Raw genomic sequence first — 14046 nt, 5'->3', positions numbered from 1 at the left:
TCAAAAATTGGTTTACACCAATTGGTATAAACCAATTTCCCGCCCATTCAAACCCGTTCACGACCGGTTCAGCGACCCGCCAGGCCGGCTCCGGCGAGAGGGTTCAGGTCGGGAACCTCCCCCTCCGCCGGGCCCTCGCCGGACGGCAGCCACAGCACGAACACGCTTCCCTCGCCCAGCCGGGAGAACAGGCGCACGTGCCCGCCGTGCGACTCCACGATCTGGCGGACGATCGCCAGGCCCAGCCCGCTGTGCCGGTCGCGGCGGCTGGTCTGGCCGCGCCAGAACCGGTCGAACACCCGCGCGTGGTCGTCCTCGGGCACCCCGGGCCCGGCGTCGCGCACCGCCACCCAGATCCAGCCCCCGGTACGGCCCGCCGCCACCACGACCTCGCTCCCGCCCGGCGCGAGCCGCACCGCGTTGGAGAGCAGGTTGCCCACCGCCCGGCGCAGCGCGTCGTGGTCCCCCACCCCGCGCAGCCCGGCGGGCAGCGCCCTGCGGATCGACAGCCCGCGCCCGGCCGCGAGCGCGGTGAACTCCTCGGCCGCCTCGGCGGCCAGCGTCCCCACGTCCACCTCGGCGTCGGCCAGCGCGGGCGCGGACCGGCGCGCGGTCGCCAGCAGGTCCTCGACCAGGCGGGTCATCCGGGTGGTGGCCCGGTCCACGATGGCCACCGCGCGCATCCGCTCCTCCTCGGTGCTGTCGGGCGAGGCGAGGACGGCGTCCACGTTGGCCCGGATGATGGCCAGCGGGCTGCGCAGCTCGTGGGAGGCGTCGTCGATCAGCTGCCGCTGCGCCAGGAAGGCTCCTTCCAGGCGGCCGAGCATGGTGTCGACGGTGTCGGCGAGGTCGCGCAGCTCGTCCTTCGGGCCGGTGAGCAGGATCCGCCGCGACAGGTCGGTGCCCTGGATCTCGGCGGCGGCCCTGGTGATCGAGCGCACCGGACGCAGCACCCGGCCCGAGAGGACCCAGCCGATGCCGAAGCTCGCCAGGAAGAGCCCGCCCAGGGTGAGGAGCGAGTAGTCGCGCAGGGTCCGCAGGGTGAGCAGGTTGACCGCGTTCTCGACCTCGGCGAGCTCGACGACGGGAGCCTTGCCGACGTAGCGCTCGGTGTCGACGCTGTAGAGCTTGGCCTGCTGGACGGTGTAGGGCCGCTCCTCGGCGCTCCTGGCCACCGCGACGTACAGCAGGCCGACGACCAGCGCGGAGAGCAGGAACAGCAGGCTGGAGTAGAGCACGGTCAGCCGGAAGCGGATCGTCTGCACGAAGGAGAACCTCACACGTCCTCCCGCAGCCGGTAGCCCTTGCTGACCACGGTCTCGATCACGGCGTCGGCGCCGAGCTTGCGCCGCAGGTTCCCCACCGTCACCCGCACGGTGTTGGTGAACGGGTCGGTGTGCTCGTCCCAGACGTGCTCCAGAAGCTCCTCGGCGGAGACGACGTGCCCGGGGCGGGTCATCAGGTAGTGCAGGACACCGAACTCCTTGGGGGTCAGCCCCAGCTCGCGCCCGGTCGAGTGGGCCTCCACCCGGGAGGTGTCCAGCCGCAGCGAGCCGACCTGCAGGATCGCGGTACCGCCGCCCGGCTCCCTGCGGAGCAGCGCGCGGACCCGGGCCAGGAGCTCGGGGAAGGCGAACGGTTTGACCAGGTAGTCGTCGGCGCCCTCGTCCAGCCCCCTGACCCGGTCGTCCAGCCGGTCCCGCGCGGTCACCATGATGATCCGCACGGCCTGGCCCTGGTCGGTCCCGCGCAGTGCCCGGCAGACCTCGAAGCCGTCCCCTCCGGGCAGGTTGAGGTCGAGAAGGACCAGGTCGTACGAGTTGACCTGGAGCTTCTCCCGCGCCTGGGCCACGTCGCAGGCGACGTCCACCGCGTATCCGGCCCGGACGAGCCCCACGCGCAGGGCGTCGACCAGGTCTTCCTCATCTTCGACAACGAGCAGTCGCATGGTACGAACCTAGGTCGTGTGCGGCCGGAAACGCGGATGCCACCGCCATACCGCGCCCCTGTTCCCCTGCATTCCCTTCCCTCCACTTCCGTCCGCTTCCATCCGCTCCCAGAAGGTCCGTCCGCCTCCGTTCACTCCCGGATGATCCGTTCGGCGACGGGCGCCGCCCTGTCGATCGGGATCGCGAAACCGATGCCGATCGATCCGGCCCCGCGCCGCGAGAGCGTCGCGATCGCGGTGTTGACCCCGATCACCTCGCCCCGGGCGTTGACCAGCGGGCCTCCGGAGTTGCCGGGATTGATGGAGGCGTCGGTCTGCAACGCGGTCTGCCCGCGCCCGCCCAGCCTCACCTGTCGGTCGAGGGCGCTGACGATGCCGCCGGTGACCGTACCCGCCAGTCCCAGCGGGGAGCCGACGGCGAGCACCTGGTCCCCCACCGCGAGGTCCGCGGACCTGCCCAGCTCCGCGGGGACCAGCCCGCGGGCGTCGTCCACCCTGAGCACCGCGAGGTCGTACGCCTCGTCGGTGCCCACGACGGTGGCGGGCAGCCGCCGCCCGTCACCGAGCACGACGGTGACGCCCGCGCCGCCGGCCAGGACGTGCGCGTTGGTGAGCAGGTGCCCGGCGCCGTCGATCACGAAGCCGGAGCCCGAGCCCCGGCCCGACTCGACCGACACGACGCTCGGCAGCACCCTGGCCGCCGTGCCGCGCAGGCCGCCCGTGACACCCGCCGGCCCGGACGGGACGGCCGGGCCGGCGGGTGTCACGGGAGCGGCCCGCTCCTCTCCCGCCAGCCGGGCCGTCGCGACGCCCGCTGCTCCACCGGTGACCATGGCGACGAGCGCCGCGGCGACCAGGACGCGTCCCGCCCCCGCCTTCCGCGCGGCGGTCACCGTGCCCGGTGACGGGCCGGTCTCCCGCCGCGGTGCGGCCGCGGGCGGGTCCCCCGGCGTGAAACCCGGCCCGCGGGGCCGCCCGAGCCCCGGGGGCCGATCGTGTGACGTCACCATGGCCGCCTCCTCACAGGATCCTCGAGAACCAGAACAGGGAGGTTCCGGCCGCCACGACCGCGCCGATCAGGGCCACCCCGACGAACCACGGCCAGACCTCCTGCCGCTCGGTCCGGTAGCCCACCGAGCTGCCGATGTCGTCGTAGACCGCCCGCAACTCGCCGCCGGAGGCCGCCTCGTAGAAACCCCCGCCGGTGCTCTCCGCCAGCTCGCGCAGCGCCGGGCCGTCCACCGGCACCCGCGTCTCCCTGCCGCCCATCTGGATCGTGCCGTCCGGCGTGCCGTATGCGATGGTCGAGACCGGCACGCGCCGGGAGGCCGCCTCCCGCGCCGCCAGCTCCGGCGTCCGGCCCATGGTGCTCGACCCGTCGGACATCAGCACGATGTGGGCGGGCGGCCGCTCACCGCGCTCACCGCCCTCCAGGGCGTCGATCGCGTCCAGGGACGAGAACACCGCCTCGCCGATGGCCGTACCCGAGTCCGTGGTGAGCCGGTCGATCGCGGACAGCACCGCCGCCCTGTCGGCGGTGGGCGGCACGCTCACCGAGGCCGAGGACGAGAACGTGACCAGGCCCAGGTCGAACCGGGAGGGCAGGTCCGCGACGAACCGCCGCGCGGCCTCCCGCGCCGCCGCGAACCGGTTGGGCGCCACATCCGTGGCCTGCATCGACGCGGAGACGTCGAACGCCACGACGATCGTCGCCCGCTCTCTCGGGACCCGCACCTCGGCCGTCGGCCGCGCGAACCCGACGACGAGGAGCACCAGCATCCCCATGAACGCCGCGGCGGGCACGTGCCTGCGCCACCCGGGCCCCTTGGGCGCCAGCTTGTCCAGCAGGTCCAGATTGGTGAACCGCAGGGCGTACCGGCTGCGCCGCAGATACATGACGACGTAGAGAACCGCGAGCATCAGGGCGGGCACCAGCAGCCACAACCAGACGGGAGACAGGAACGTCACGCCACACCGCCTCTCGTACCTTGCGCGCCGCGGGCCCGCGCCAGGCGGCGCTGGAGCACGACGTGACGGACCAGGTCGCGGACCCAGTCGCGGTCGGTGTCCAGGCGCAGGTGCGCGGCCCCGCACCGGCGCAGGGCGGTCGCGATGGCCGCCCGCCGTCCCGCGGCGGCCTCGGCGTAGCGCTCGCGGAGACGGGCGCCGGCCGTGGAGACCTCCCTGCGCCGGCCGGTCTCCGGGTCGACGAGGGTGAGCACCCCCACGTCGGGCAGGGTCAGCTCCCTGGGGTCGACGACCTCCACCGCGAGGAGCTGGTGGCGGAGCGCGAGATGGCGCAACGGCCTCTCCCAGCTCTCCGGGGGATCGAGGAAGTCCGAGACGACGACCACGAGCCCGCGGCGGCGCACGACGCGGCGCAGGTCGTCGGCGGCCGGTCCGACGCGCGGCGTCGCGACACCCGGCTCGGTACGCGGCAGCGAGAACACCGCGCCCAGCAGCGCCATGAGATGCGGGCGCCCGCTCCTGGCGGGGAACCGCCGGACCTCGCCGCCGTGCAGGATGTGCGCCCCGACGCGGTTGCCGGTCCGCTCGGTGAGGAAACCGACCGCCGCGACGGCGGCGAGCGCGAGTTCCCTCTTCTCCATCAGCGCGGTGCCGAAGTCCATGCTGGCGCTGGCGTCGAGCAGCACCCAGGTCTCCAGTTCCCGGTCGGCGATCAGGTCCCGCACGTGCGGCTCCGCCGTGCGGGCGGTGACGTTCCAGTCCATCCGGCGCACGTCGTCACCCGGCGTGTACGGCCTCGCCTCGGCGAGCTCGCCACCGGGACCGGGGGTCAGCCCCTGGTGGTCGCCCTGCAGCAGCCCGTCGAGACGCCTGACCACGGTCAGCTCCAGCCGCCGGAGCACCCGCTCGGACAGCAGGTGCCGCATCAGGCCGCCTCTCCCTGGCCGGGGGCGATCCTGGGCATCGGGATCGCCGCGGCCACCCGGTCCACGATCCGCCGGGGGGAGACGTCGTCGGCCAGCGCGTCGAACGACGGCACCAGCCGGTGCGCGATCACGTCACCGGCCAGGTCCGCGACGTCCTCGGGCAGCACGTAGTCGCGCCCGCGCAGCAACGCCAGCGCACGGGCCGCGGCGACCAGGCCGAGCGTCGCCCGCGGACTCGCGCCGAAGGCCAGCAGAGGGGCGACCTCCTCCAGCCCGAACCGCGCGGGCTCCCGGGTCGCGTACACCAGCCGGACCGCGTACTCGGCGACGGCGTGGTGGACGAAGACGTCGTCCGCGGCCGACTGGAGCGCCAGCAGCCGCCGGGAGTCGAGCACCCGCCGGGAGACCGGCCGGCCGGTGCTCATCCGGTAGAGGATCGCGAGTTCCTCCGACTCGCTCGGATACCCCACGTCGATCTTCATCAGGAAGCGGTCCCGCTGGGCCTCGGGCAGGTGGTAGACGCCCTCCGACTCGATCGGGTTCTGGGTCGCCAGGACCAGGAACGGAGCGGGCACCGGGTGGGTGCGCCCGCCGATGCTCACCTGGCGCTCGGCCATCACCTCCAGCAGCGCCGACTGGACCTTGGCCGGAGCCCTGTTGATCTCGTCGGCGAGCACGAAGTTGGCCATCACCGGGCCCAGCTCGATGTCGAAGCTCTCCGTGGACGGCCGGTAGAGGCGGGTGCCGACGATGTCGGCGGGCACCAGGTCGGGAGTGAACTGGATCCGGGCGAACGAGCCGCCCACGACACCCGCGAGCGTCTCGGCGGCCAGCGTCTTGGCGATGCCGGGAACCCCCTCGAGCAGGCAGTGCCCCCGGGCGAGGACCGCGACGAGCAGGCGCTCGACCATGCGGTCCTGGCCGACGATCACCCGCTTGACCTCGAACAGCGCCCGCCCGAGCACGGCACTCTCCGGCGCTCTCTCCGCCCCGCCGTCCGTACCTGACGGGATCTCCCTCACGTGGTCCGTGTGCTCGACGTGCTCGGTGTACTCGTTCACGGGGCGATCGCGGAGGTCGAGGCCGGGCAGTCGTCGACGAGCAGCCGCAGCTCGATCGCGTCGTGGGCGGGTCGCGGATCGGCGTGAGCCGCACTTCCCGTGAGCAGGAAGACGACCCCCCCGAGGGCCACGACCCCCGGAACGGCCTTCCAAGGTGATACGCGTGCCATCGTTCTCCCCTTCGTTGAACGAACGATCACCCTGATGTCATCAAAAGCCTCCGAAAACCGCCGTAAGCCTGCTTTTTATCTCGTCTTTCGCCCCGGGCCGCCCGGTGGAGGGACCGCCGAGGCCGGGAGAACAGCGACGGCCGGCGACCCCCGGGTGCGGGGGACGCCGGCCGTGACCGGTCGGGCGGGGCGTACCTCAGTCGTTGAGGTGCCGGCGGAGGTAGGCGTCGACCTGGTCGAGAGCCACCCGCTCCTGGGCCATCGAGTCGCGCTCGCGGATGGTCACCGCCTGGTCGTCGAGCGTGTCGAAGTCGACGGTGATGCAGAACGGCGTGCCGATCTCGTCCTGACGGCGGTAGCGGCGGCCGATCGCGCCCGCGTCGTCGAACTCGACGTTCCACCGGCGGCGGAGCTGGGCCGCCAGGTCCTTGGCCTTGGGCGACAGGTCGGCATTGCGCGACAGCGGGAGCACCGCGACCTTGACCGGCGCGAGCCGGTGGTCGAGGCGCATGACCGTGCGCTTCTCCATGACGCCCTTGGCGTTGGGCGCCTCGTCCTCGGTGTAGGCGTCGATCAGGAAGGTGAGCGTGGCCCGGTCGACACCGGCGGCCGGCTCGATCACGTACGGGACGTAGCGCTCGCCGGTGTCCTGCTCGAAGAAGCTCAGGTCGGTGCCGGAGGCCTTGCCGTGCGCGGTCAGGTCGAAGTCGGTGCGGTTGGCGATGCCCTCGAGCTCGCCCCACTCGGTGCCGGTGAAGTTGAAGCGGTACTCGATGTCGACGGTCCGCTTGGAGTAGTGGGAGAGCTTGTCCTTCGGGTGCTCGTAGATGCGCAGGTTGTCCTTGTTGATGCCCAGGTCGGTGTACCAGCGGAACCGCTCGTCGATCCAGTACTGGTGCCACTCCTCGTCGCTGCCCGGCTTGACGAAGAACTCCATCTCCATCTGCTCGAACTCGCGGGTGCGGAAGATGAAGTTGCCCGGGGTGATCTCGTTGCGGAACGACTTGCCGATCTGGCCGATGCCGAACGGGACCTTCCTGCGCGCCGACTGCTGCACGTTGAGGTAGTTGATGAAGATGCCCTGGGCGGTCTCGGGACGCAGGTAGGCGAGGCCCGACTCGTCCTCGACCGCGCCGAGGTAGGTCTTCAGCAGGCCGCTGAACTGCTTCGGCGAGGTGAAGGCGCCCTTGGTGCCGCAGTTGGGGCAGGTGATGTCGGCCAGACCGTTGACGGGCTGCTTTCCGTGTTTCTCGGTGTAGGCCTCTTCGAGGTGGTCGGCCCGGTAGCGCTTGTGGCACGACTGGCACTCGGTCAACGGGTCCGTGAAGGTCTCCACGTGGCCACTGGCCTGCCACACCTCGCGAGCCAGGATCACCGAGGAGTCGAGGCCGACCACGTCGTCACGCCCCTGCACCACGGTCTTCCACCACTGCCGCTTCACGTTGTTCTTGAGCTCCACGCCCAGTGGACCGTAGTCCCACGACGCGCGCAGGCCGCCGTAGATCTCGCTGGAGGGATACACAAGACCGCGCCGCTTGGCGAGGCTGACGATGGTGTCCATGATGTCCGTACGGCGTGCCATAAGGGAGAATCTCCATCCGGCTGGAGGTCGGCGAGGAATTGATTGAGCTCCCAGCTTAGGGGAGACGAACCCCCGGGACGTGCGGATAAACCACGACGCCCGCCTCGTCCGGGCAAAGCTTCCCAGGGGATGACGGCGGGACGACGGGCGGGGCGTCAGGGGCGCTCGACGTCCTCGAACGCGCTCGGTTCGTTGATCATGAGGGTCATCAGCGGATACATCGCCATCCGCGCCGCGCCCAGTGCCCTGCGGTAGAACCCCGCGCCCTCCCACTCGCTGACCAGCGCCCACAGCTCCGGCTCGTCCACCGACCTCGACACCCGGCCGCGCACGTAGCCCGGCTGTCCGGCCAGGGTGTCGACGATCTCGTGAGCCCGGAGCGTGAACTCCTCGGTCTGGCCCGGCGGCACCGAGTAGCGGATGAGAGCAAGCATCCGCCCAGCATGACAGAGCCCGCTCCCGGTCCCGGCCACGCCGTGCCCTGAGAGGCCGTGCCCTGAGACGCCAAGCCCCTGGGGGCTTGGCGCTGCCGCGCCGCCCCGCCCGTTCCCGGGTACGGGATGGGCAGCGGGCGGCGGGCGGCGGGCGGCGGGCAGCGGGCGGCGGGCGGCGGGCGGCGGGCGGCGGATGGTCCCCGGCTCCGGGCATGTCGCGGCGGGCGCGGTGGCGTTAGGCTCGGCCTGTGGCCGACAAGCGTCAGGAACGCCCCGCACACCCGCTGGCACAGCCCCGCCCCAGGCAGGGCAAGCGCCCGCTGCCCCCGGGTGAGCAGTTCTTCACGCCGGGGGCGACCGGGCTGCGGCGGAAGGTCGAGCGACGCAGCGCGGCCCCGCTCGTCTTCCTGTTCCAGCTCCCCCGGTGGATCGCCCCGGTGGCGCTGGTGGTCCTCCTCCTGGCCGGATTCGCGGTGCCGTCCTTCTGGGGCGGCGTCGCCGTGCTTCCGGTGATCGGGTTCGTCGGCTGGCTCGCCTACATGTCGTGGCCGTCCCTGGGAAACGGGGGGCGTCTCCTGCGCGTCGCGCTGCTCACCTTCCTCATCCTGCTCGCCGCCGATCGCTTCGGCGCCTTCTGACACCTCCCTCGGCTCCCCGGCTTTCTTCGGCGCCTTCTGACGCCCCCTCAGCTCCCCCTGCCTTCAGCGGGAGGTGGGCAGGAGGGTGTAGCCGGGGAAGTTTCCCGGCAGGCGCTCGGTCTCCGGCCCCTGGGTGACGGCCCGGACGAGCAGCTCGCCACCGACGAAGGCACCCCGCCAGGAGGCGCCGAGCCCGCCGAACAGCTCCTCCCGGTCGCCGCGTGAGCGGGGCGCGTTGATCCCCACCTTGAACGCCCGCACCTCCGGGGCCAGCCGCCTGACGGTCTCCTCGTCGTCACAGGAGACCGTGGCGACCAGCGCGCCGTTGCTGGCGTTCATCGCGGCCAGCAACTCGGCCTCGGTGTCGACCAGCACGATGGTGTCGACCGGCCCGAAGGGCTCGGCGTGGAAGAGCGGGGACGAGCGCGGCGGGCCGAGGACGGCGACGGGCGCCAGATAGCCCGAGGTGTCCTGGCCGGGCAGGAACAGCCCGTCGTCGAGGGAGCCCCGGTACAGGGGGACCCCGCCCTTGGCCACCGCCTCGTCCACCTGGTCGGCGAGCTCCTTGACCTTGACGTTGGTGATCAGCGGGCCGAAGTCGAGGTCGGGCGGCGGGTCGTCGGGCCCCTGCACGGCCAGCGGGTGGCCGAAGCGCACCGACCGGACCGCCGGCAGGTAGGCGGCCAGGAAGTCGTGGAACAGCGAGCGCTGCACCACGAAGCGCGGGTAGGCCGTGCAGCGCTGCTTGGCGTAGTCGAAGCTCTTGCGGATCTGCCCGGTCAGCAGCTCCCAGTTGCCGTACTCCCACACCCCCCAGCAGTTGAGCCCCTCCTGCTCCAGGACGTGCCGGTGGCCGAGGTCGGCGAGCGAGGTGGCCACCTGCCCGCCCGCGTCGCGCCCGCCGACGAAGGAGACGCAGCCCAGTTCCTTGCCGCGCACCAGCGCCGGGGAGAGCTCGGCGCCTCCCCCGCTGACAAGGGTGAACGGCAGCCCCTCCTGGGCGGCGAGCGCGGTCGCGAGGGTGAGGCAGGCGAGCCCGCCGTCGGTGGGCGCCTTGGCGATGACCGCGTTGCCCGCGAGGGCCTGCACGAGCATGGCGTGCATCAGCACGCTCATCGGGTAGTTCCAGCTGGCGATGTTGCTGACCGGGCCGGCCAGGGGGACGCGGCCGGCGACCATCCGGTCGATCTCGCCGACGTACCAGTGCACCCCCTCGATGCACCGGTCGACGTCGGCCGCGGCGAGCTTCCACGGCTTGCCGATCTCCCAGACCAGCAGCAGGGTCAGCAGGTCGCGGTGGGCGGTCATCGCCTCCAGCGCCGCCGTGACGCGGGCCTTGCGCTCGGCGAGCGGCACGTGGCGCCAGAGGCGGTGCTCGTCGAGACCGGCCCGTACCGCGCGCAGGGCGGTGGCCCTGTCGAGGCGGGGCGGCCCGGCGATGGCGGTGCCGTCCACCGGCGAGGCGGCCGGCTCCGGGCGGCCGTCGCGCTGCCAGAAGCCGCCCCAGTGGTTGAGCACCCGGTCGTCGTGAAAGGCCTGGGGCGCCGCCGCCACGCACCGGTCGTAGGCGTCGGACCAGGCCGACCCCGGCTTGAGCATGAGTGACATGGGTGGTCTCCTCGGTTGGACCGGTCGATTCAGTCGGACCAGTCGATGGCCAGGGCGAGCTCCTGCTCGGGCAGCGGCTCGAACTCCTTGATCGCGTCGAGTGCGGGGCCCATGGCCGCGTTGGCCTCTCTCTCGACCATGACCTCGACCAGCACCGGGAGCTGCAGGCGGTCCGACTCCGCGCTCGCCCAGGCCAGCGCGTCGCCGATCTCACCGGGCAGCTCGACGCGCCGGGCCGGGCAGCCGAACGCCTCCATGAGCTTCACGTGGTCGACACCGCCCTCGCCGTAGTGGAGGTCGACGGCGTAGTTCATGTCGTAGGGGATCTCGGCCTGGCGGATCAGCCCGAGATACTCGTTGTTGATCATCACGATGACGAACGGGATACGGTACTGGGCGGCGACCGCGATCTCCTCCATCAGGAACTGGAAGGAGTAGTCGCCCGCCACGGCCACCACCTGCCGCTCCGGGTAGGCGCACTTGACGCCCATCGCGGCGGGCACCTCCCAGCCCAGCGGCCCGGCCTGCCCGCAGACGAGGTATCGGCGCGGGAGGTAGGTCTTCTGGAACTGTCCCGACCAGATCTGGTAGAGGCCGATCGCGGTGACGAACGTCGTGTCGGGCCCGTAGAAGTCGTTCAGCTCCCGGAAGACCCTCGGCGGCTTGATCGGCACGTCGTCGAAGTCGTCGCGCCGCAACAGCGTGCTGCGCAGCTCGGTGACCCGCGCGGGCCACCGTCCGGGACGGCGGGCCTCGGTACGGCCGCGCGCCTCCTTCGCCAGGGCCGCCAGCGTGGGCCGGGCGTGGCCGACCACGCCCAGGTCGGGCTCGAAGACCTTGCCGATCTGGGTGGGCTCGATGTCGACGTGGATGAATCTGCGCCCCCGGCGGTAGGTGTCGAGGTCGCCGGTGTGCCGGTCGCCGAACCTGGCGCCCACCGCCAGCACCAGGTCGCTCTCCAGCAGCGCCGCGTTGCCCCAGCGCGTCTGGGTCTGGATGCCCGCCATGCCGGCGAACAGGGGGTGGTCCTCGGGGAAGGCCCCCTTGCCCATCAGCGTCACCTGGACGGGAACCTGCAGGTGCTCGGCGAGCGCGCGCAGCTCGGCGGCGGCGTCGGCGATGACCACCCCGCCGCCGGCCAGGATGAGGGGCCGCCGGGCGCCCATGAGCATGTCGATCGCCGCCCGGACCGCCGGGGCCGTGGGCTGCGGGACGTCGATGGGGAGCGGGGTGTCGATCTCCGCGTCGTACAGGCAGGTGCCGCGCTGCACGTCGATCGGCAGGTCGATCAGGACGGGGCCCGGCCGGCCGGACCTGGCGATCCTGAAGGCCTCCCTGAACACCCAGGGGGCCTGGGCCGGCTCCTTCAGCTGGACCGCCCACTTGGTGACGGGCTTGGCGATCTCCACGATGTCGACCGCCTGGAACGCCTCCTGGTGGAGCTTGTCGCGCGCCGCCTGCCCGGTGATGCAGATCATGGGGATGGAGTCGGCGAGGGCGGTGTAGAGGCCGGTGATCATGTTGGTGCCGGCCGGGCCAGAGGTGCCGATGCAGACGCCGACGTTGCCGGTGACCCGGGCCCAGCCGTCGGCGGCGTGCGTGCCGCCCTCCTCGTGGCGGACGGTGACGTTGCGTATGTCGCTGTGCTGGAGCGCCGCGTAGAGAGGGAGGATCGCCGCGCCCGGGATGCCGAAGACGGTGTCGACGCCTTCGGACTCCAGGACGGCCACCACGGCCTCCATGCAGGGGATCCGCTTCACTGGTTGATCCTTTCGATCACCTTGAGCAGGGCGGAGTGGTCGAGGGAGCCGTGCCCCTGGGCACGGGCCGCGGCGACGAGCTGGGCGACCAGCCCGGTGAGCGGGAGCGAGACGCCCGCCTCCCGCGCCGCGGCGATGGCGATGCCCATGTCCTTGTGGTGCAGGTCGATCCGGAACCCCGGCGCGAACTCGCGCCTGATCATGGAGTGCCGCTTGAGGTCGAGGATGCGGGAGCCCGCCAGCCCGCCGGCCAGGACGTCGAGCCCGCCCGCGGGGTCGACCCCCGAGGCTTCGAGCAGCACGATCGCCTCGGCGACCAGGCCGTAGATGCCCCCGACGACGAGCTGGTTGGCGGCCTTCACGGTCTGCCCCGCCCCGGCGGGACCCACGTGCACGATCGTCGTGCCGACGACCGCCAGGAGCGGGCGTACGGCCGCGAAGTCGGCGGCGGCGCCACCGACCATGATCGAGAGGGTGCCGTCGACCGCGCCGCGCTCACCGCCGCTCACCGGGGCGTCCAGTGCCCTGATGCCCTTGACGGCAGCGGCCTGCGCGACCCTGCGGGAGGTCTCGGGCCGCACGGTGCTCATGTCGATGTGGATCAGACCCCGCCTGCCCTGCTGGAGCAGCCCGTCGTCGCCGAAGGCCACCTCCTCCACCTGGGGCGAGTCGGGCAGCATGGTGATCACGACCTCCGCCTGCGCGACGGCCTCCGCCACGCTGCCCGCGGACTTGCCGCCGGCCACGGCGAGGGCGTCCATCCGCTCGGCGCTCATGTCGTAGCCGACGACGGTGTGCCCGGCCCTGACCAGGTTCGCCGCCATCGGACTGCCCATGATCCCCAGGCCGATGAATCCGATGTTCATGAGCGGCTCACCGCTCCTCCCTCGCTCAGCGTTCATCGAATACCTCCAAGGTGGAGACCCCGGGCCTCGGCCCGGGGGTGGGGGCGCGGCCGGTCACCGCGCGCGATCCGGTGGTGTGCCCCGTACGGCCCGTGCGGGAGGTCAAGCGTCCCTCCAGCCGAAGCTCTCGGCGCTGGGGCCGGTGGGGCGGTACTCGAGCCCGATGTGGCCCCGGTATCCCGAGGTCTCCAGGCGCTCGAGGATCTGGTCGTACGGCATGGCGCCGGAGCCCGGCTGCCCCCGGCCGGGGGCGTCGGCGATCTGGACGTGGCCGAACCGGTGGACGCTCGTGTCGATGAGGGTGAGCACGTCCTCGCCCATCCGGTGCAGGTGGTAGAGGTCGGCGAGGAAGGCCACGTTGCCCGCGTCCACCTGGTCGATCACCTCGAAGGCCGCGGCCGAGGAGGTGATCGGGTAGTCGGGGCTCTCGTAGGAGTTGAGCGCCTCGACCACGACCGTGGCGCCGACCCCGGCCGCCGCCCTCGCCGCCAGGGACAGGTTGGACAGCGCCAGCTCGCGCTGGGCCCGCGGGGTCAGCCCCGCCACGCTGTTGCCGTAGAGGGCGTTGAGCACCCGGCAGCCGAGCGCTCCGGCCAGGCCCGCCGCGACCTCGACGTTGGCCTGGAACCTGGCCGAGCCGTCGGGCCGCGACAGCAGGCCCCGCTCCCCCGCCGCCATGTCCCCGGCGTCGAAGTTGAGGCCGACCAGGCGCACCCCGGCCTCCTCGATCGCCCGCCGCAGGGCGTCGATCTCGCGGTCGGCCGGGCAGGGGACGGCGAAGGGCCACCAGAGCTCGACCGCGTCGAAGCCTGCCTTGGCCGCCGCGGCGGGGCGCTCCAGCAGCGGCAGCTCGGTGAAGAGGATGGAGAGGTTGACGTCGAACTTCACGGCGCCTCCCCCGCTCCCAGGGAGACCTTCACGGGCGGCACGGGCGGCACGGGCGGCGTGCCCAGCGCGGCCAGCACCGACCGCATCAGGCGGGCGGTCTCGCTCGGGGTCCTGCCGACGCGGACGCCGACCTTCTCCAGGGCGTCCTTCTTGGCCTG

Annotated in this window: 14 protein-coding genes; 1 reads left to right on the top strand and 13 read right to left on the bottom strand. The window is 72.4% G+C overall.

Translation table 11 applies throughout. The annotated features are described in order from the left end of the window. Nucleotides 1-68: 68 nt before the first annotated feature. The 9 genes from ACTOQ3_RS16355 to ACTOQ3_RS16315 form a co-directional block, all read right to left on the bottom strand. Nucleotides 69-1280, bottom strand: a complete 1212-nt coding sequence (locus ACTOQ3_RS16355; RefSeq protein WP_440084230.1) for a sensor histidine kinase — start codon at nt 1278-1280, stop codon at nt 69-71. After that, nucleotides 1277-1948 carry a response regulator transcription factor gene (locus ACTOQ3_RS16350; RefSeq protein ID WP_440084229.1) on the bottom strand — a complete coding sequence of 224 codons (672 nt, stop codon included), beginning with the start codon at nt 1946-1948 and terminating at the stop codon, nt 1277-1279. The genes ACTOQ3_RS16355 and ACTOQ3_RS16350 overlap by 4 nt, the downstream gene beginning before the upstream one ends. Before the next feature lie 131 nt (nt 1949-2079). Then, nucleotides 2080-2958, bottom strand: a complete 879-nt coding sequence (locus ACTOQ3_RS16345; protein ID WP_440084228.1) for a trypsin-like peptidase domain-containing protein — start codon at nt 2956-2958, stop codon at nt 2080-2082. Nucleotides 2959-2968: 10 nt separating this feature from the next. Then, complete coding sequence (locus tag ACTOQ3_RS16340; RefSeq protein WP_440084226.1) at nt 2969-3916, bottom strand: VWA domain-containing protein; 948 nt, start codon at nt 3914-3916, stop codon at nt 2969-2971. Further along, a complete protein-coding gene (locus ACTOQ3_RS16335; protein WP_440084224.1) occupies nt 3913-4842 on the bottom strand; it encodes a DUF58 domain-containing protein in 930 nt (309 codons plus the stop codon). Before ACTOQ3_RS16335 ends, ACTOQ3_RS16340 begins: the two co-directional genes overlap by 4 nt. Then, nucleotides 4842-5864 (bottom strand): AAA family ATPase, encoded by a 1023-nt coding sequence (locus ACTOQ3_RS16330; protein WP_440084436.1) that lies wholly within the window; start codon nt 5862-5864, stop codon nt 4842-4844. The genes ACTOQ3_RS16335 and ACTOQ3_RS16330 overlap by 1 nt, the downstream gene beginning before the upstream one ends. Nucleotides 5865-5899: 35 nt before the next feature. Beyond that, a complete protein-coding gene (locus ACTOQ3_RS16325) occupies nt 5900-6073 on the bottom strand; it encodes a hypothetical protein (protein ID WP_329092155.1) in 174 nt (57 codons plus the stop codon). A 196-nt stretch (nt 6074-6269) separates the two neighbouring features. Beyond that, nucleotides 6270-7655 (bottom strand): glycine--tRNA ligase, encoded by a 1386-nt coding sequence (locus ACTOQ3_RS16320; protein WP_440084222.1) that lies wholly within the window; start codon nt 7653-7655, stop codon nt 6270-6272. Nucleotides 7656-7810: 155 nt separating this feature from the next. Beyond that, entirely contained in the window at nt 7811-8089 is a 279-nt protein-coding gene (locus ACTOQ3_RS16315; RefSeq protein ID WP_344748919.1) for an antibiotic biosynthesis monooxygenase family protein, read from the bottom strand. 248 nt (nt 8090-8337) lie between these two features. Between ACTOQ3_RS16315 and ACTOQ3_RS16310 the strand changes: the two genes are divergently transcribed. Beyond that, on the top strand, nt 8338-8727 hold the full coding sequence (locus ACTOQ3_RS16310) for a DUF6703 family protein (protein WP_362846538.1): 390 nt from the start codon (nt 8338-8340) through the stop codon (nt 8725-8727). A 63-nt stretch (nt 8728-8790) separates the two neighbouring features. Here ACTOQ3_RS16310 and ACTOQ3_RS16305 read toward each other — a convergent pair whose 3' ends face one another. The 4 genes from ACTOQ3_RS16305 to ACTOQ3_RS16290 form a co-directional block, all read right to left on the bottom strand. Then, on the bottom strand, nt 8791-10335 hold the full coding sequence (locus tag ACTOQ3_RS16305; RefSeq protein ID WP_440084221.1) for an aldehyde dehydrogenase family protein: 1545 nt from the start codon (nt 10333-10335) through the stop codon (nt 8791-8793). A 29-nt stretch (nt 10336-10364) separates the two neighbouring features. After that, a complete protein-coding gene (gene gcl / locus ACTOQ3_RS16300) occupies nt 10365-12095 on the bottom strand; it encodes a glyoxylate carboligase (protein ID WP_440084220.1) in 1731 nt (576 codons plus the stop codon). Then, nucleotides 12092-12961, bottom strand: a complete 870-nt coding sequence (locus tag ACTOQ3_RS16295; protein ID WP_440084219.1) for a 2-hydroxy-3-oxopropionate reductase — start codon at nt 12959-12961, stop codon at nt 12092-12094. Before ACTOQ3_RS16295 ends, gcl begins: the two co-directional genes overlap by 4 nt. Nucleotides 12962-13102: 141 nt before the next feature. After that, entirely contained in the window at nt 13103-13888 is a 786-nt protein-coding gene (locus ACTOQ3_RS16290) for a hydroxypyruvate isomerase family protein (protein ID WP_440084217.1), read from the bottom strand. Nucleotides 13889-14046: the final 158 nt, after the last annotated feature.

This window comes from Streptosporangium sp. LJ11 (assembly GCF_051918945.1).
Taxonomy (GTDB): Bacteria; Actinomycetota; Actinomycetes; order Streptosporangiales; family Streptosporangiaceae; genus Streptosporangium.
Note: the sequence above shows the minus strand (reverse complement) of the source record. Positions and strands in the feature narration are given on the sequence as shown.

What these genes read in the sequence shown, in the direction of transcription:
- ACTOQ3_RS16315 (WP_344748919.1), bottom strand. Translation starts at nt 8,089, where the DNA reads ATGCTTGCTCTCATCCGCTACTCGGTGCCGCCGGGCCAGACCGAGGAG.
- ACTOQ3_RS16295 (WP_440084219.1), bottom strand. Translation starts at nt 12,961, where the DNA reads ATGAACATCGGATTCATCGGCCTGGGGATCATGGGCAGTCCGATGGCG.
- ACTOQ3_RS16305 (WP_440084221.1), bottom strand. Translation starts at nt 10,335, where the DNA reads ATGTCACTCATGCTCAAGCCGGGGTCGGCCTGGTCCGACGCCTACGAC.
- ACTOQ3_RS16320 (WP_440084222.1), bottom strand. Translation starts at nt 7,655, where the DNA reads ATGGCACGCCGTACGGACATCATGGACACCATCGTCAGCCTCGCCAAG.
- ACTOQ3_RS16350 (WP_440084229.1), bottom strand. Translation starts at nt 1,948, where the DNA reads ATGCGACTGCTCGTTGTCGAAGATGAGGAAGACCTGGTCGACGCCCTG.
- ACTOQ3_RS16345 (WP_440084228.1), bottom strand. Translation starts at nt 2,958, where the DNA reads ATGGTGACGTCACACGATCGGCCCCCGGGGCTCGGGCGGCCCCGCGGG.
- ACTOQ3_RS16325 (WP_329092155.1), bottom strand. Translation starts at nt 6,073, where the DNA reads ATGGCACGCGTATCACCTTGGAAGGCCGTTCCGGGGGTCGTGGCCCTC.
- ACTOQ3_RS16335 (WP_440084224.1), bottom strand. Translation starts at nt 4,842, where the DNA reads ATGCGGCACCTGCTGTCCGAGCGGGTGCTCCGGCGGCTGGAGCTGACC.